This is a genomic window from Streptomyces sp. NPDC028305 (assembly GCF_055569495.1).
This window is the reverse complement of sequence record NZ_JBVHTN010000003.1, coordinates 228,753-245,986: the sequence shown is the minus strand read 5'-3', so window position 1 is coordinate 245,986 and position 17,234 is coordinate 228,753. Positions and strand designations below refer to the sequence as shown.

General features: G+C 69.5%; 10 protein-coding genes and 1 pseudogene. 7 read left to right on the top strand and 4 right to left on the bottom strand.

The window, feature by feature from the left end; genetic code table 11:
• Nucleotide 1: 1 nt before the first annotated feature.
• Genes ACZ4WQ_RS12470 through ACZ4WQ_RS12460 form a run of 3 tightly spaced genes read right to left on the bottom strand, consistent with a single transcriptional unit; the run spans nucleotide 2 to nucleotide 3,967 of the window.
• The gene (locus tag ACZ4WQ_RS12470) at nucleotides 2-1,273 is read right to left on the bottom strand and encodes an ABC transporter substrate-binding protein (RefSeq protein WP_398372424.1); all 1,272 of its coding nucleotides are present in this window, start codon (nucleotides 1,271-1,273) and stop codon (nucleotides 2-4) included.
• 49 nt (nucleotides 1,274-1,322) lie between these two features.
• Nucleotides 1,323-2,921, bottom strand: a complete 1,599-nt coding sequence (locus tag ACZ4WQ_RS12465) for an FAD-dependent oxidoreductase (RefSeq protein WP_311721386.1) — start codon at nucleotides 2,919-2,921, stop codon at nucleotides 1,323-1,325.
• Nucleotides 2,918-3,967, bottom strand: a complete 1,050-nt coding sequence (locus tag ACZ4WQ_RS12460; protein WP_311721387.1) for a LacI family DNA-binding transcriptional regulator — start codon at nucleotides 3,965-3,967, stop codon at nucleotides 2,918-2,920. The genes ACZ4WQ_RS12465 and ACZ4WQ_RS12460 overlap by 4 nt, the downstream gene beginning before the upstream one ends.
• 175 nt (nucleotides 3,968-4,142) lie before the next feature.
• Here ACZ4WQ_RS12460 and ACZ4WQ_RS12455 point away from each other — a divergent pair, with 175 nt between their 5' ends.
• The 3 genes and pseudogenes from ACZ4WQ_RS12455 to ACZ4WQ_RS12445 form a co-directional block, all read left to right on the top strand.
• Nucleotides 4,143-6,482, top strand: a complete 2,340-nt coding sequence (locus ACZ4WQ_RS12455) for a hypothetical protein (RefSeq protein ID WP_398372427.1) — start codon at nucleotides 4,143-4,145, stop codon at nucleotides 6,480-6,482.
• Nucleotides 6,483-6,508: 26 nt separating this feature from the next.
• Entirely contained in the window at nucleotides 6,509-8,179 is a 1,671-nt protein-coding gene (locus ACZ4WQ_RS12450) for a glycoside hydrolase family 13 protein (protein ID WP_398372429.1), read from the top strand.
• 118 nt (nucleotides 8,180-8,297) lie between these two features.
• A pseudogene (locus ACZ4WQ_RS12445) lies at nucleotides 8,298-8,564 on the top strand (LysR substrate-binding domain-containing protein); the annotation flags it as partial.
• 179 nt (nucleotides 8,565-8,743) lie between these two features.
• On the opposite strand, the gene ACZ4WQ_RS12440 reads toward ACZ4WQ_RS12445, so the two are convergent.
• Nucleotides 8,744-12,406 (bottom strand): LamG-like jellyroll fold domain-containing protein, encoded by a 3,663-nt coding sequence (locus ACZ4WQ_RS12440; protein ID WP_398372431.1) that lies wholly within the window; start codon nucleotides 12,404-12,406, stop codon nucleotides 8,744-8,746.
• A gap of 482 nt (nucleotides 12,407-12,888) precedes the next feature.
• Here ACZ4WQ_RS12440 and ACZ4WQ_RS12435 point away from each other — a divergent pair, with 482 nt between their 5' ends.
• From ACZ4WQ_RS12435 to ACZ4WQ_RS12420, 4 genes are all read left to right on the top strand, one after another.
• Complete coding sequence (locus ACZ4WQ_RS12435; protein ID WP_398372433.1) at nucleotides 12,889-13,935, top strand: LacI family DNA-binding transcriptional regulator; 1,047 nt, start codon at nucleotides 12,889-12,891, stop codon at nucleotides 13,933-13,935.
• Between the two features lie 131 nt (nucleotides 13,936-14,066).
• Nucleotides 14,067-15,308 carry a sugar ABC transporter substrate-binding protein gene (locus ACZ4WQ_RS12430; RefSeq protein ID WP_468022189.1) on the top strand — a complete coding sequence of 414 codons (1,242 nt, stop codon included), beginning with the start codon at nucleotides 14,067-14,069 and terminating at the stop codon, nucleotides 15,306-15,308.
• Nucleotides 15,309-15,327: 19 nt separating this feature from the next.
• Complete coding sequence (locus tag ACZ4WQ_RS12425; protein ID WP_468022188.1) at nucleotides 15,328-16,296, top strand: carbohydrate ABC transporter permease; 969 nt, start codon at nucleotides 15,328-15,330, stop codon at nucleotides 16,294-16,296.
• Complete coding sequence (locus tag ACZ4WQ_RS12420; protein ID WP_352133016.1) at nucleotides 16,293-17,117, top strand: carbohydrate ABC transporter permease; 825 nt, start codon at nucleotides 16,293-16,295, stop codon at nucleotides 17,115-17,117. The genes ACZ4WQ_RS12425 and ACZ4WQ_RS12420 overlap by 4 nt, the downstream gene beginning before the upstream one ends.
• Nucleotides 17,118-17,234: the final 117 nt, after the last annotated feature.

Below are 17,234 nucleotides of genomic sequence, written 5' to 3'. Positions count from 1 at the left end.
GTCACTTGGCCAGGATCGGATTGATCGCGGAGCAGACCGACTTCAGTACGGCGGGGATGTCGGCGTCGGCCTTCCACATCCCGTCCAGCGCGGTCTTGCCCTTCTGGGCGATCTCAGCCGGGTTGGTGTGGTTGGGCAGGGTGACGGCGTTCGGCAGCTGGTCGACCACAGCGGCCTGGAGCTGCGCGGCGGTCAGGACCTTGTTGTCGGCGGCGAGCTTCGCGCCGGTGAGCATCGACTTGCGCGGCGGCGGGAAGAACTGCGCCAGCTTCGCGGAGTTCGCCGGATTCGTCAGGTAGGCGAGGAAGTCGGCGGCCTGGGTCCTGTGCTTGCCCGAGGCGAGGACGCCCACGCCGGCCTGGCCGATGACGGAGTACCGGCCGGCCGGGCCCGCCGGCAGCGGGTACAGCGCGTACGTGAACTTGTCGGTGAGCAGCGAGGCGCGGGAGACCTGGGCCACGGTGAAGGCGGAGTCACCGGCGAAGAAGTCGGCCGTCGTGCCGGGGCCGGGCATGGCCTTGGTCTTGAACGCGGCGTCGTGCAGGAAGGTGAACGCCTTCTGCATCTCGGGGCTGGTGAACGTGCAGGTCTTGCCGTCCGGGCTCCAGGCGGATGCGCCGAAGCCGGTCCACACGGTGGCCAGCGTGTTCCACGACTTGTAGTCGAAGTCCCGGACGACGAATCCGGCCTTGCCGGTGTCCGCGTGGACGGCCGCGCCGGCGACTGCGACCTGGTCCCAGGTCAGGTTCTTCGGGTCGATCTTCTGGTCGGCCTTCGCCAACAGGTCGGTGTTGACGTACAGCGCGTACGGCGAGGTGGAGAACGGGTAGGCGTACAGCGTGCCGTCCCGGCTGAACTCCTCGGTCGCGCTGGCCTCCAGGTCGTCGTACTGCCAGCCGGGGGTCGCCTTCAGCTTGTCGGTCAGGCCGACCAGCGCGTCGGAGGCCATCAGGTCCCTCGACAGGTCGCCCATCCAGGCCAGGTCGGGAGCGTTGCCGCCGGCGATCTGGGTGGTGAGGGTGGTGTTGTAGTCCTCGAAGGGCAGGCTCTCGAAGGTGATCGAGGAGACCTCGGGGTGCTTGGCACGGTAGGCGTCGGCGATCGAGTCGAACAGCTTGAGCTGGTCCTGGTTCGAGGTCCAGACCGTCATCCGCAGCTTGACGTTCTTGGCGTTCTTCCCGCCGGACCCGTCGGTGGATGCACCGCAGGCGGCTGTCAGCGTCAGCGAGGTCGTCAGCGCGAGGGCGCCGAAGACCTTTCTTGCTCTGTTCATGGTGTGCGTCTTTCGTGGTCTCGGCGCGTGCTGCGCCTTCGGGTTGGGGCTAGTAACCGGCGATCTGCGGCCAGTGGAGTTCGATACCGGCCGCGGTCAACCTGCCCTGGAGTCGGTCGACGAGGCGATCGTCGGTCGCGATCTGCCTCGGGGTCAGACCGAGTTCGAGACAGTGAGCAACCAACTCCCCGGCCGATTCGCCGACGTTCCACTCGACAGGATGCAGCCGGTAGGCGCCGTTGGTGATGTGGGTGGTGCCGATGTTCTTGGCGGCCGGAACCAGGTTCTGGGTGGCCACCGGGACCAGCGCGCCGAGCGGTATCTCGAACGGCGCGCACTCGACGTCGATGTAGTTGTCGCCACCGGTGGAGGGATGCAGGTCGATCCGGTACATCCCCACCCCGACCGAGCCGTCGAAGCGGGCCGGTCCGGCGCCCCCGCGGGCCTTGACCGAGATGTCCTGCTCGCGCACGGTGGTGAGCGCCCTGATCCGCCGGGACTCGCGGATGTACGGCGCCTGCGCGAAGCCGTCGGCGGTGCCGACCAGGTCGCCGCGCAGCCGCAGTCCGGGCCAGCCGCGGCCGCCGTCCGGGCGGGGCGCCTCGGTCTGCAGCCAGTACACGTAGGCACGGGACTGTGCCTTCGCCGCCTCCAGATGGAGCTGCCGGTCGTCGGTGTCGATGATCGAGCCGCCCACGTAGTCCAGTTGTGGCCAGTTGGCCAGCACGATGTCGCTGTCGTAGAAGCCGTCGGCGAAGTTCTGCCGGGCGGCGATCCGCCGGAACTGCCACAGATCCCGGTCGCCGGCGTCGAACCGCGGGTCCCCGGTGGCGTCGGCGGCCGGGTTGACGTTCATGGTCCGGTCCTCCGGCACGAGGGTCCGGGGGTTCGGCGCGGTGAAGGACAGCATCGGCGCGCCCCAGAAGGGCAGTTCGAAGGCGCGCCAGAAGTCGTAGTCGTCCGGCCGGGCGATGGTGTGGTCGCCCGCGACGTGATCGAAGACGAAGCACCACGCGATCGACTGCACGTTGCCCGGATCGGCGGTCTCGGGAGCGCTTGGCTCACCGGTGTCGGACCGCGCCTCGGCGCCGACGACGTACTCGGTTCCGGTCAGCGGCAGCAGATCGCCGGTCTCGGTTCCGTCCAGGACGTACTCGGCGGTGATCACGGTCTCGGCCCCGGTGCGCGGGTCCGCGACGGTGACGGAGCGGACCGTCGCGTCGCGCACCTCGGCCGCGACGGGCACCGCGGGTTGCAGGACGGTGAGCCGCCCGGTCGACCGGTACGGCGCCAGCAGGGAGGTGATCACCGCGTCGGCCACTCGCGGTTCGTGGCACAGCCTGCTCACCCGGCCACGGCCCGGGTTGAGTTCCCGGTCGGCGCGCGCGGCGGCCGTCAGCGGGTAGTGGTCGCGGTAGTAGCGGCGGATGTCCTCGCGCAACGCGCGGTAGCGGGCGGTGACGCCGAACTGCTCCACCCAGATGTGCTCGTCGGGCGGAACGGCCTGCGAGGTGAGCTGTCCGCCGAGCCAGGCGTACTCCTCGGTCATCACCACCCGGCGGCCACGTTGCAGAAGAGCCAGCGCTGCGGCGACGGAGCCGAGTCCGCCGCCGATGATCGCCACCTCGGCCGTGATCCCGCTGGTCATGACGGCGACTCCGTTCGCGCGACGATCGTGTCCCCCGGCTCGACCTCGGCGACCAGCAGCCGCTCACGGTCCAGACCGGCCCACTCCTGCGGGGCCGTGCCGATCAGGAGCTGGAGGAGGTCGAGCGCCTCGGCCGCCAGTTGTGGTCTGGGCACGTGGAAGCCGGTCAGTGTCCGGCCCTCCACCCGATGGCCGCGCACCTCACCGAGCGCGGCGAGCGAGACCTCGTCCGGTACGGCGACCCCGGCACCCAACAGGGCGTGCGCGACGTCCTCCGCCAGGAACGCGTCCTCCGCGATGATCAGGGTGGCACCGGTCGCCCGCGCCAGTCGGGGCAGGTCGGCGATTCTCTCCTCACCGACCAGCAGGAAGGCCAGTCGGCCCGCCGCGGAGGCGCCCTCGACGGCATCGCGCCGGTCCCGCGCGGTCGGCGTGTCACGGCCGCGGTGGACATACAGCGCCTGCTGATGCCCGCCGGCCGCCGCCTGATCGAGCAGCGCGGTGGTCGGAGTGGTGTAGTCGATCGCCACGTACGGCACCGCGGCGGCGGTCTCGTCCCGGCGGCCGATCGCGACGAACGGGAACTGCTCGGCGACCAGCCGCTCCAGCTCGGACGCGACCATCTGCTGGCCGAGCAGCACGCAGCCGTCGGTCAGCCGCAGCCGGGTCTTGCGGTGGAAGAGGCTGCGCGTGTTGTTCTCCACCGGTGAGGAGGTGAAGAACAACAGGTCCCAGCCGATCCGCTCGGCGGCCCGCTCGATCCCGTTCAGCAGCGGACCGTAGAAGTCCATGCTCTCGGGGGACAGCGCGGCCTCGTACGTGAAGACGCCGATGATCTGGTTGTCCAGCCCGGCGAGCCGCCGGGCTGCGGGGTCCGCGACGTAGGAGAGCTGCTCGATGGCCCGCTTGACTCGCGCCCGGGTGGCCTCGGGGACCCGCACGTTCGAGCCGTCGCGGTCATTCAGTACCACCGACACCGTGGTCTGGCTGACGCCCGCCAGCTCCGCGATCTCGCGTTGCGTGACACGGCGAGGTCTCGGCGACATCGCTCCTCCATCGTGATAATGCCTAACTTCTTCTGCTGGCGATGACCGTAACGCACGGTGGATCGCCAGGACAAGCGTCTGTTGACACCGGGGTAGCGGCCTGGAAACGTGTCGTTCACGAAGTTGAAGATAGGCATTATCAGCGTGCGCACCCAGCGCTGGACAGGAGCAGACGATGACCTCCGAAGCCTTCTCCCGACCCGCCCTCGACCGCCGGCGCTTCCTCGGCGCGGCCCTCGCCGCCGGTGTCGTACTCGTCGCGGAGTCGACCCCGGTCACCGCGCACGCCGCGGCCGGCGACGTCACCCTGTCCGCCGGTGGCATCAGCCTGCTGGCCAGTGCGGGCGGCAGGCTCGCCATCCGTGACGACCGTGGCGTGACCCGGTCGGCCGGGTCGAAGTTCCAGGTCAAGGACAGTGTCACCGGCATCCACGTGTCCACAGGCGGCACCCCGACGCTGAGCGCGCTCGGGGACGGGACGCCGGCGATCCGGATGGACTACACCTTCGACGCCGCCGCCGGATCGACCGCCGTCACCGGCTGGTTCAGCGTCACCACCTCCCATGCCGTACTGGAGTGGCACGTCACCGGGGCGGACACGCTGGTCCCGGACGGCTTCCTGTTCAGCCGGGCGATCCAGGCGCCGACCGCCCCCGACGACTACATTCCGATCACCGAATGGGTCCGCGACACGGGCGGCGGCATCCCCTACGAGACCACCCTCGGCGTCGCCCACACCTCCACCTGGTCAACCGCGCTGCACGGCCTGTTCCTGCTGGACCGGTCCCGCCAGGCATGGACGAACGCGACCTGGGTGCACGCTCCGGGTCTGGCCGAAGCGGCCGGCGGCTGGACCAGCCGGGCCGACTTCTTCTTCTCCGAGACCCGGCCGTCCGCCACCGCCACCATCGGCCGGGGCCGTGAACTCGGACTCGAACTCACCACGAACCGCGACTTCAACCTGTACGAGTCGGCCGGTGAACAGATGGAACTCACCGCCCTGGTGGCCAACGGCGGCGCGGCCAAGACGGCCGAGCTGGAACTGTGGATGCGCGACTTCGACGGTGACCTGCTGGCCGCCACGACCACGACCGGCAGCGTCCCCGCGGCCGCCACCTGGCAGCACACCTTTACCCTGACCGCACCGGCCGGCGGGATCGCACTGGCCGAAGTGGTCGTCAGATCCGGTGACGACGAGGCGTTCGCCCGCACCAATCTCGCGGTCCTGCCCTCCTACGACTACCAGGCCGGCACGGACAGCATGTTCGCCGTCGCCAACTACCCATGGCTGCAACGGCCGAGCGCCGACACCGTACTGGACCTGTGGCAGAAGGTCGGCATCAGCCTGGTCCGGATCTCCTACGACGGCGGACCCGGGCTGCCACCCTCCGTCTTCGACGCCCGCGGCATGCGCCACAACATCGAACTCCAGCCGTCCCTGGACGTCACCGACACCGAGGCTGCCACCTGGGCCGCGGACAAACTGGCGGTGGCGGTCGCTGCCGGCGCCGACTACTTCGAGGTCGGCAACGAGCTGAACAGACCCTTCAACACCGGCGACGCCGCGCAGGCATACCTGGACAAGGCACTACGCCCGGTTTTCGACCGGCGAGCAGCCACCGGCGACACCGTGAAGCTGATGAACAACGGACTGGCCGGCATGGACAAGCCATGGGTGGAGAACTTCATCGCCGCCGGCGGCTGGGACCTGATCGACGCCTTCGCCTACCACCCGGGACGCGGCAACTTCACCCCGGACTACATACCGCCGGGCGACGACTGGACCACCGGCGGCGACGGCACCTACTGGAACTTCTACGGCGGCCTGCGGCAGTTGAAGGCGCTGATGGCCGAGCACGGCGAGAAGGAGATCTGGCTGACCGAGGCATACGCGCCGACCAAGCCCAACAGCTGGTGGCACGACACCTACCGGCATGCCGCGGAGAACGTGCTCCTCACCCTCGCCCTGGCCAAGGCCGAGGGGATCCGGGGCGTGTGCTGGTACCAGTTCCACGACAGCGTGCTCGGCATGCCCCAGGTCGCCGACCCGGACAACGTCGAGTACCACTACGGCCTCATGAACCGCGACCTCAGCCCGAAGCCCTCGCTCCTGGCCTACGCGACCGCGGCCCGCACGCTCGACCAGGCCACCTTCCGGGGCCGGCTGACCTTCCCCGACCCGCAGACCTTCGGCCTGTGGTTCGACACACCCGACGGCCCCGCGGTCGTGCTGTGGAACCGGGCCGACGGCTACCTGCTGAACACCGCCGGCCAACGCACCGACTGGCACTTCCCCGCCCCCGAGGTGTGGACCGACCCCTGGCCGACCAAGACCCCGCTCGTGGTCGCCGCCACGACCGCCGTACGGCAGGTGGACGCGATCGGACAGGTCACCCAGATCCCGGTCACAGGCGGTGGCGCGACGCTGACACTCGACGGCGCGCCCCGGATCTACTACGGCCTCGCACCGCACGCAGACGCCGCGGGCCACCACAGCCTGCCGACGCCCGCCTGAGACACACCGACAGGTCCGAGTCCGACATGAAACGACCAAGGAGCAACAACACCGTGCCCGCCACCACCGCCACCACTCCCTGGTGGCGCGACGCCGTCATCTACCAGGTCTACATCCGCAGCTTCGCCGACGGCGACGGCGACGGCGTCGGCGACATCGCCGGCATCCGCTCCCGGCTGCCCTACCTCAAGTCCCTCGGCGTGGACGCCCTCTGGATCAACCCGTGGTACAAGTCACCGATGGCCGATCACGGTTACGACGTGGCCGACTACCGCGAGATCGATCCGCTGTTCGGGACGGTCGCCGAGGCGGAGCGACTCATCGCGGAGGCGCACGCGCACGGGATCCGCATCATCGCGGACATCGTCCCCAACCACTCCTCCGACCGACACGCATGGTTCCAGGACGCGCTGGCGGCAGGCCCCGGCAGCCCCGAACGCGCGCGCTACATCTTCCGCCCTGGCCGCGGCCCCGAGGGCGCCCTGCCGCCCAACGACTGGGACTCCCGCTTCGGCGGCCCGGCCTGGACCCGGGTGCCCGACGGCGAGTGGTACCTCCACCTCTTCACTCCCCAGCAGCCGGACCTCAACTGGCAACACCAAGACGTCCACACCGAGTTCGAGTCCGTCCTGCGCTTCTGGTTCGACCGCGGAGTGGACGGCTTCCGCGTCGACGTGGCCCACGGCCTCGTCAAGGACCCCGAACTGCCGGACCTGGCCGACCGCGACGGTGGCGTGCACCCCTTCTGGGACCGCGACGAGGTCCACGACATCTACCGCGCCTGGCGCAAAGTGGCCGACGAGTACCCCGGCGACCGCTCCTTCGTCGCCGAGGCTTGGACGGACACCCCGGAACGGCTGGCCGCCTACGTCCGCGACGACGGCCTGCACACCGCCTTCAACTTCGACTTCCTCATGGCCGAGTGGGACGCGAAGGACCTGCGCGCCGTCATCGACACCACCCTCACGACACTCGGCACCGTCGGCGCCCCGGCCACCTGGGTCATGTCCAACCACGACGTCATGCGCCACGCCAGCCGCTACGGCCGCAGGGCCGCAAAGAAGTGGGTGGCCAACGAGTCCTACGTCCCCGCCGGCCCCGCCGACCTCGAACTGGGCACCCGGCGAGCCCGCGCAGCAGCCCTGCTCACCCTCGCCCTGCCCGGCGGCGCCTATGTCTACCAGGGCGAGGAACTGGGCCTGCCCGAGGTGGAGGACCTGCCCGAATCCATGCTCCAGGACCCCGTCTGGGAACGCTCCGGCCACACCGACCGGGGCCGCGACGGCTGCCGCGTCCCGATCCCCTGGTCCGGACGGACCACACCGTACGGGTTCAGCCCCCAGCCGCCCGCGGGCGCGGAAGACCCCATCGCCGCGCCCTGGCTGCCACAGCCCTCCGACTGGGCGCCGCGCACAGTGGAAGCCCAGAGCGGCGACCCGGGCTCCATGCTGGAGCTCTACCGCGCCGCCCTCCGCCTGCGCCGCGAACACCCTGCCCTCGACGACTCCACCCTGACCTGGCTGGACGACACCCCCGCCGGAGTTCTCGCCTTCCACCGCAAGCCCGGCTTCGTGTGCGTGGTCAACCTCTCGACCGAGCCGTACCAACTGCCCGAACACGCCTCGACCCTGCTGGCCAGTGGCCCCCTCGAAGACAACCGACTGGCCCCGGACCAGACGGCCTGGCTCAGCGTGTAGCGAGCCACACCCCGATATCCCCAGGGCCTGTCCGGCCTCACGCCCCGCCGTCCGGACAGGCCCTGGCCTTCACCAGCCCATGGCCGCCGCCGATGCTGCGCTTGCCGGAAATCTCATCCGGGGAGGTCACGCCGCCGGCTTCGAGCCGCAGATCGCCTACGAGGCCCACGACTACCAGGAGGCCCGGGCCATGGTCGCCGCCGGCATCGGCATCGCCCTCGCCCCCACCCTGGCCCTGGAGGGCATCCGAGCCGGCGTCAGCGTCCTGCCGCTTCAACCCCCCGCTCCGGTGCGTCGCATCCTCCTGGTCCGCATGAGTGACCACGTCCTCACCCCTGCCGCCGAGGCGTTCGCGGGCTTCCTGCGCGACAGTTCCGCGGCTTGAAGCGGCGCCTGGCGCGTGTCACCCGCCAGTAGCCCGGGACCGCCGACCATGGCGGACCCGGGCACCGTGCCTTCGTGGCACCGACGGTTTGAGTGGACGCGACCCTGCCGGGCGGGGCGTGGCGGAGCGGTCGCTACCCGATCTTTGCGCGCGGCACATCGCCGCCGGTGTTGATCACCTCATCGCACCTCCTCTGCGTACGGCGCGACGGTGATCCGGTCGATCAGCGGTGCGTAGCGGGAACGGAGCAGCACCCCGGGGAAGGTGTCCGAGGCGTAGGTGGTGCCGTCGAAGTTCGGCAGTTCCTCGGAGCGGAAGGTGATGGTGTTCTGTCCCTTCTTGAGGTGGACCGGCACGGTCAGCTCCCAGAAGTTGTTCTGGTGGAAGCTGTGGGGGAAGGTCACGCGCTGCGCCTTGCCGCCGCCCACCGTGATGTCGGCGTGGCGGGCGAGTGGGTCCGGGTTGTAGTGGGTGGCTTCGGACTGCTCGGGGTTGGAGTAGCGGATGCGCAGCGCGTTCAGGCCGGCCCGGTCGGCATTCACGGTGAAGGTCGCGGTGTTGCCGTTGCCGGGGTCGCCGCCGATGCCGGTGATCGCCGTGCCGTCGGTCGCCAGAGAGAGCGGGGTGAGTGTTGCCGAGCCCGCGAGCTTGGCGTCCTGGGCCTCGTATGTGCGCGCCGTGAGCGTGCCTTCGGTGGGCGTGACGGTGAGGCGGTCGACGAGGGTGGCTGACGAGCCTCCGGTGAGTGTCACCTTGTTGATGCCGCCGGAGAGGGAGACCGCGACGCTGTGCTTGCCCCTGGACAGGCGCAGGACGTTGTGTCCGTTGACGGAGAGCCTGGCGTTCGCGCCGCCGAGGGTGTCGACCTTGAGGGTGGCCTCGCGGTCGGCGGGGGAGTAGACCCAGAAGGTGGCGGTCCCGTTCTTGGGGAGCTGGATCGCGCCCGAGCCGGTGGCGGGGGTTCCGGTCCGCTTGGGCAGGTCGTAGACGGGCCGTGCGCCGCCGTCCGGCCAGGCCAGTTCGCCTTCGTACACCTGGGTGGCGGCGGAAGGATCGGGGAGGGAGAGGGCGAGGCGGTCGACGATGGCGTCGCCCTTGGTGGCGCGCTTGCCGTCGAGGCTCTTCGCGGCGAGCGTCAGGTTGTGCTTGCCCTTGGTGAGGTGGACCTTGGTGTCCGTGTGGTCCCACACCACCCACTTGTAGGCGAGCGGCAGGTGCAGTTCCCGTTCGCTGTCCGCTTTGCCGTCCACGCGCAGGAAGACGTTGGTGGGGCCCTGCTCCTTCACCTTGTCGAAGGTGTTGAGGGAGTTGGCGAAGACGCCCAGGTCGTAGGTGCCGTCCTCGGGCACGTCCACGGTGAAGTCGAGCGTGACGTCCGAGCCGGTGCGCAGACCGCCCACGTCGTAGCCGCCGGAGGTGTAGAACTTCGACACCTCGCGGGGCGAGCCCTCCGGGCCGTTCTTCGAGTAGCCGGACCCGGTGTGGGCGGCGTCCTCCGCCTCGTACGAAGCCTGCCAGCGCACGGGCGTGGACTGCGTGTCCTTCGCCTTCCCGGCCGGGCTGAGGACGATCTCGTACGCCGAGGACTCCTTCAGCTTCGGCAGTCCGCCGTCGCCGAAGTCGACGACGACCTTGCCGTCGTCACCGACCTTCAGATTCGTCTCCGTGAGCAGCTTCGGGCCGGAGTTGTCGCCCAACTGTCCGCTCCACTCGATCTCTCGCACCCAGGCGTGCACACGGTTCCCGAAGAGCTTCTTCGGGACATCGGCGAAGCTGATGTGGCCTTTCCCGGTGGACCCGCCGAAGAGCAGCCGGGCCTGCCGCTTCTTCTCGTCCACGGTGGCGACGCCCTGCATGGTGTAGTTCTCGCCCGGGAACGGCGGGGTGACCTTCACCGTGTGCCCGCTCATCGAGGCGTAGGAGTGCAACAGCCACCACTGGCCGTTGGCGCGGTTCGACTGCACGGCGGAGTCGGAGAGGTTGCCGTCGATGTTCCAGTACGCGATGTCGGCGTCCACCTTGGACTCCTCGATCGCGGATACCCACTGGATCATCTGGCCGGGGACGGAGGTGTGGTAGTTGAAGGCGTACTCGTTGATGTTGATGGGGAGCTGGGTGCCCTCTTTGTCGGTGCCCTTGAACAGTTCCTTCTCCCACCCCCGGTACTTGGCGACGCTCTCGCGGACCGCCTCGGGGTGGCTCAGCTCGTGCCAGGTGATGACGTCCGGGAGGGTGCCGGCGGCCAGGGTGTGGGTGAGGAAGCCCTTCACCTGGTCGTACAGGATGCTGGTGTTGGGACCGGCGATGCGGGCGCCGGGCATCTTGCGCTTGATGAGCTTGTAGACGTCGTCCCAGGCGGCGAAGTAGTCGTCCGGGTCGCTCAGCCAGCTGACCTTGTTGTAGCTCCACTCCCCGGTGCCGAACATGTTGCCCTCGGGCTCGTTGAACGGCACGAAGACGATGTTGTCCTGGTACTGCTTCGGCAGGTGCAGGACCTGGTCGACCTGGACCGCGATCTTCTCCTTGTAGAGCCCCAGCTTCTCCTCGGGGGTGTCGCCCGGCCACTCGTACGGGAAACCGCGGTGGATGTCGGTCATGTAGATGTACACGTCACCGTCGGTGGAGTCGGCCAGCGGCTTGACCACCTCCAGAGCGTCGGCGCCGGGGTGCTGTGGGCCGTCCTGCGCCTTCGTGGAGACCGTGCGCAGGCCCATGCCCTCGATGAGGTTGTTGGTGGGGACGTCCGGTCCGTACACGCCGTAGAGGGTGCCGGAGGCGCCGCCGTGGAACGCGCCGGTGTCCGAGCCGAGGTCGACGGTGAGCTGCCCCTCGCGGACCACGGTGACGGTCGCCTCCACCGCGCGCCCGGCGGCCGTTCCCGCCACGGTGAAGGTGCCCGGCTGGGCGTACTTGTCGGGAGCCACGGCGTCCCAGGTGATCGGCGTGTCGCGGTCGTATCCGTCGGAGAAGGAGGAGCGGACGGCGGCGGGGAGGGACGGGGCGGTCCCGGTCGCCGTACGGACCTCGAACGACATCTTCGAGAGCTGCTGGAGGGTAGGCACCTCCCCGGCCATGCCGGCCACCTGCTCGGGGCTGAGCGCCGAGTGCCATACGGCGAAGTCGTCGATCGCGCCCTTGAACAGCGGATCCGGGTAGAAGGACTTGCCGATGTAGCCGGCGGCCGTGGCCGAAGTGTCCAACAGCTCACTGGCCTTGATGCCGGTCGCTGCTGAGGAGACCGCCACGCCGTCGAGGTAGGTGGTGAGCCGGCCGGCGGTGGTGTCGAGGGTGACGGTGACGGTCCGCCACTCGTCGGCGGGGAGCGGTGCGTAGCCGCGGATCTGAGTCTCCGCGCCCCCTCCGCCGGTGGTCACGGAGGTCTGCAGCAGCCCGCTGTTGTTGGACGGGGTGGCGAAGAGGTACTTGGTGGTGTTGGTGCCCAGATCGAAGATCCGCTGCCACGACGACGTGTCGCCGCTCCACCTCACCCGGGCGGAGACCGTCAAGTTGTCGGCGTCGCCGACCACTTCACGGGGCAGACGGACGTACGCGCCGGTGGAGGTGGGCGCCCCGCCGGGGAGAGCGAGCGCCTTGCCCCCGCCCGTGCCTGCGACGGACCGGGCGGTGGAGCCGTTGACCAGACTCGCCGTCAGGCCGTTGCCGGAGCTGTCGGTGATCTTGCCGGAGGACAGGTCGTCCTGGTCGAAGGTGTAGCGGGCGGTGGGCTGGGGCGTGTCGGCCGCCTGTGCGGGGACGGCTGGTGCGGCCAGCAGGCCCGCGCCGAGGGCCAGCGCCACGGCGGCCGGTGCCCGGCGCCGGGCGGATCTGTCAGCGGATGGCATGGATTGCGTCCTCATCCTTGAGTTGGCGGTTCCGGTCGGCCGGCCTCGGTCGGCTGCTCGTCCATGGGGCGCGGCCCGGCGGGAGAGTTTGAGGGTGGGAGGGTGGTGTTGGTGGCAGGCGAATGGGTTCGATTTGCTGCGCCACGGGAACCTCTCCGGCCGGCCGGGGCGGCAGCTCCTCCCCTCGAGGGTGTACGGAGCGCGCCCAGGGTTGCCGGAAGGATCGCTTCGTCGAACCGGTTCGCGAAGCTAGCACCGGGAATCCCGACCAGCAATCCCTGCGACGGAACTGCGATACCCAGACCTTGGGCGGGTCGAGAAAGTGATGTTCAGGGTGTTGACAGGCGTTCAGGCGGTTCCTACCGTCACTTCACGCGAACCGGTTCGACGACCGGGGCGCCCCTCTCCTCCCGTACCGCATCCCCACAACCGGCGGCCGCTCCTCCTGTGAAGCGGCGAGCCGGTTCGAGCAAGGAGTTGCCGTGAACATCGGTGAGATCGCGCGGCGGGCCGGTGTCTCGCGGAGCACCGTGTCCTACGCGCTGAGCGGCAAGCGCCCGGTGTCGGAGGACACGCGCCGGAAGATCCAGCAGGTCGTCGACGAGCTGGGCTACCGGCCAAGCGCCAGTGCCCGCGCCCTGGCCAACGGGCGGACCAGCACCCTCGGCCTGGTCTTCCCGCCGGCCGGGAACCACTACACGGGGATGCAGCTGGACTTCATCGGGAGCGTGGTGGAGGCCGCCGCGGCCTACGACTACGACGTGCTGCTGTCGCCGAGCGGTATGGACAGTGACCGGTCGTTCCAGCGGCTGCTGGGGGAGCGGCGGGTCGACGGGGCCATCCTGATGGAGATCAGACTGGAGGACGACCGGGTGGACCATCTGGCCGCCCTGGAGTTCCCCTCCGTCACCATCGGCCGCACCGCACGTCCCGAGGGCATCTGGTGGGTCAGCCTGGACCACACCGCGCTGGTGCAGGCGTGCGTCCACCACCTGGCGGATCTCGGCCACCGCAGGATCGCCTTCGTCAACCGTCCCGAGCAACTGCTGCGGACCGGGTACGAATCCGCGCACCGCGGCCTGGACGGTTTCACCAAGGCGGCGGCCGAGCGCGGACTGACGGTCCGGACGTACTGCTGCGGGGACGACGCCGCCTCGGGCCAGAGCTGCGTACAGCGCATCCTGCACGACGATCCCGCCACCACGGCCCTCGTCACGCTGAACGAGGCCGCGCTGGGCGGTCTCTACCGGGGGCTCGCCCAGGCCGGCCGCCACGTACCGCGCGACTTCTCCGTCACCGGAGTGGTGGCCGGCCGCTGGGCGGAGACGGTGACCCCGCAGCTCACCGCGGCGGACGTACCGGCCGCCGAGATGGGCCGGCTCGCCGTCGAGCTGCTGGTGGAGCGGCTCGACCATCCCCACGCGTCGCCCCGGCACCATCTCCTCACGCCGCCCATCTCCCTGCGGGCCAGCACCGGGCCCACGGGAGTCACGCCCGCGGCGGACACCTGGCCCGACACGACCCCCTGACCGCACCTCACGCTCACCTCCTCACGCCCACCGGACGCTCGAACCGCTCAGCAGTTCTCGTTCGCCGTGCCCGCACCCTCCCCACCACCTCCAGCCCTCGGCACCGGCATGCCAAAAACAAAGGACCGGCCATGAAAAGCTCCTCCAGACGGCGTCGCCTCACCGCCGCAGCCCTCACCGCCCTGGCCGTCGCGACCAGCGCCACCGCCTGCGGCTCGGGAGGCACCGGGACGAAAGCGTCGGACAGCGGCACGTACACCATCTGGGACCCGTATCCCCAGTTCGACAAGGGCTCGGCATGGGTGAAGCTGCTGGACGAGTGCGGCACCAAGGCCGGCGTGAAGGTCAAGCGCACCGGCTTCGACACCAGCGACCTGGCGAACAAGGCACTGCTGGCCGCGCAACAGGGCAACTCCCCGGACGTCCTCATCGTCGACAACCCGGTGGTGTCGACCCTGGCCGAGGCGGGCGTCCTCACCACCACCGACGACAACAAGCTCGACTCCTCGAAGGTGGATCCCAACCTGCTCGCGGCCGGCCAGTCGGGCGGCAAGACCTACGGCACCCCCATCGGCGCCAACACCCTCGCCCTCTACTACAACAAGAAGGTCCTGAAGGAGGCCGGGGTCGACATCGCCTCGATCAAGGACTGGAAGTCGCTGACCGCGGCGCTGGAGAAGGTCAAGAAGGCAGGCAAGAAGGGCATCACGTTCTCGGCGATCGGCACCGAGGAAGGCAGCTTCCAGTTCCTGCCATGGTTCTGGGGCTCGGGCGCGAAGCTGACCGAGCTCGACTCCGCCCAGGCCGTTTCCGCGCTGTCCCTGTGGAAGGACTGGCTGGCCAAGGGCTACGCCCCGAACTCGGTGCTCAACAACACCCAGACCACCAGCTGGCAGGAGTTCGCGACCGGCGACTACGCGTTCAGCGAGAACGGCACCTGGCAGCTCGCCAACGCCAAGAAGGCGGGCTTCGACTACGGCCTCCTGCCCATCCCCGGCATCGAGGGAGGCAAGGCGTCGGCCCCGACAGGCGGCGAGTTCGTCACCGTCCCGGTCCAGGACTCGACCGACCGCTACGCCACCACGCAGAAACTCGCGACCTGCCTGACCAGCACCCAGAGCCTGTACGACACCGACACCACCCTCTCCTACGTCGCCCCCACCTCCGAGGTCCAGGACAAGCAGGTGGCGGCCAACCCCGAGCTGGGGCCGTGGGTGGACGCGGTCAAGGCCGCCCGGGGCCGCACCAGCGATGACCTGGGCACCAAGTACCCGAGGATTTCCGAGCAGCTGTGGAAGGCCGTGCAGTCCGCCCTGAGCGGCTCAAAGTCTCCGAAGGACGCACTGAGCGCCGCTCAGTCCGCCGTCAAGTGACGCACTCCAGGGCCTTTTGATGAGTCACACGACACAAGTGCCGCATCGCCGAACCGTGCCCGACCCCACGGCGGTCCCTACCGCACCGCCCCGGGCACGACGCCGCCCCAGCTCCCAGCAGTGGGCCGCCTGGGCCTTCCTCACCCCGGTCACCCTCTACCTCACCCTCTTCTACGCCTATCCGCTGTACCGCAACCTCGATCTGAGCCTTCGCAACTACACCGTGCGCTCCTTCGTCCAGGGCGACGCACCCTTCACCGGCCTGGCCAACTACCGCACCGTCTTCGACGACCCGACCTTCGCCCCCGCCCTGTTCCACACCGTGGTGTTCACCGCCGTGTGCCTGCTCTTCCAGTACGCCATCGGCCTGGCCCTCGCGGTCTTCTTCAACCAGCACTTCCGGCTCTCCGCCACCCTGCGCGCCCTGTTCCTGGTGCCCTGGCTGCTGCCGCTCATCGTGTCCGCCTCCACCTGGTCATGGATGCTCAACAGCGACTCCGGTGTCGTCAACGCCGCCCTGCACGCCGTCGGCATCGACCCGGTGAACTGGCTGACGTCACCCTCCTGGTCGCTGACCTCGGTGATCACCGCCAACATCTGGATCGGTGTCCCGTTCAACCTGGTGGTGCTCTACAGCGGCCTGCAGTCCATCCCCGCCGGCCTGTACGAGGCGGCCGCCCTCGACGGGGCGGGTGCCTGGCGCCGGTTCTGGAGCATCACCTTCCCGCTGCTGCGCCCCGTGTCCGCGATCACCCTACTGCTGGGGCTGGTCTACACGCTCAAGGTCTTCGACATCATCTGGATCATGACCAAGGGCGGCCCGGCGGAATCATCCACGACCTTCGCCACTTGGTCCTACCAGCTCGGCTTCGGCAACCTGCTGCCCGCATTCGGCCCGGGTGCGGCCGTCGGCAACCTGCTCGTGATCGCCGCCCTGGTCTTCGGCCTGGTCTACGTCCGGGTGCAGAGAAAGCAGGCGCTGACATGATGCGAAGCTCCAAGCGCACCTGGGGAAAGACGACGATCGGCCTTCTGCTGACCGGGATCATGCTCTTCCCGGTCTACTGGATGCTGAACGTGTCCTTCACCCGCGACCAGGACATGCGTAAGAGCCCACCGGACCTGTTCCCCGTCCACGGCACGCTGGCCGGCTACCGCAGGGTCCTCGACGAGCAGTTGCCCTACCTCGGCACCAGCCTCGTCATCGGCCTGGGCACCGTCGTACTGACCGTGGCCCTGTCCGCGCCCGCCGGTTACGCGCTGGCCAAGCTGCGCCCGCGCGGCGGCGGGGTACTGAGCTTCCTCCTCCTGGCCGCCCAGATGATCCCCGGCATCATCATGGCGATGGGCTTCTACGCCATCTACCTCCAGCTCGGCCTGCTCCAGTCCGTGCCCGGCCTGATCGTCGCCGACTCCACCCTGGCCGTCCCCTTCGCGGTCCTCATCTTCACCGCGTTCATGTCCGGGATCCCGGGCGAACTGCTCCAGGCCGCGAAGACCGACGGCGCCGGCCCCCTGCGCACCTTCTGGTCGATCGTCCTGCCGATGAGCCGCAACGCCGTCGTCACGGTGTCCCTGTTCGCCTTCCTGTGGTCCTGGTCCGACTTCGTCTTCGCCAGCACCCTCGCGGGCGGCGCCACACACAAGCCGATCACCCTCGGCATCTACCACTACATCGGCAACAACAACCAGGAGTGGAACGCCATCATGGCCACCGCCGTCGTGGCCTCGCTGCCCGCCGCGGTCATCCTCGTCCTCGCCCAGCGGTACGTCGCCGCCGGCGTGACCGCCGGCGCTGTCAAGGACTGACCTTCCTCGGCGATCCTTCCCCCGCCCGCGGGAAGCTCCCGCCGGGACGCCGCACACCATCGACCGGTACGCCGCCACAGCCGCCCGGTATGCCGCCGACCCGCCACCGCTGAAGAA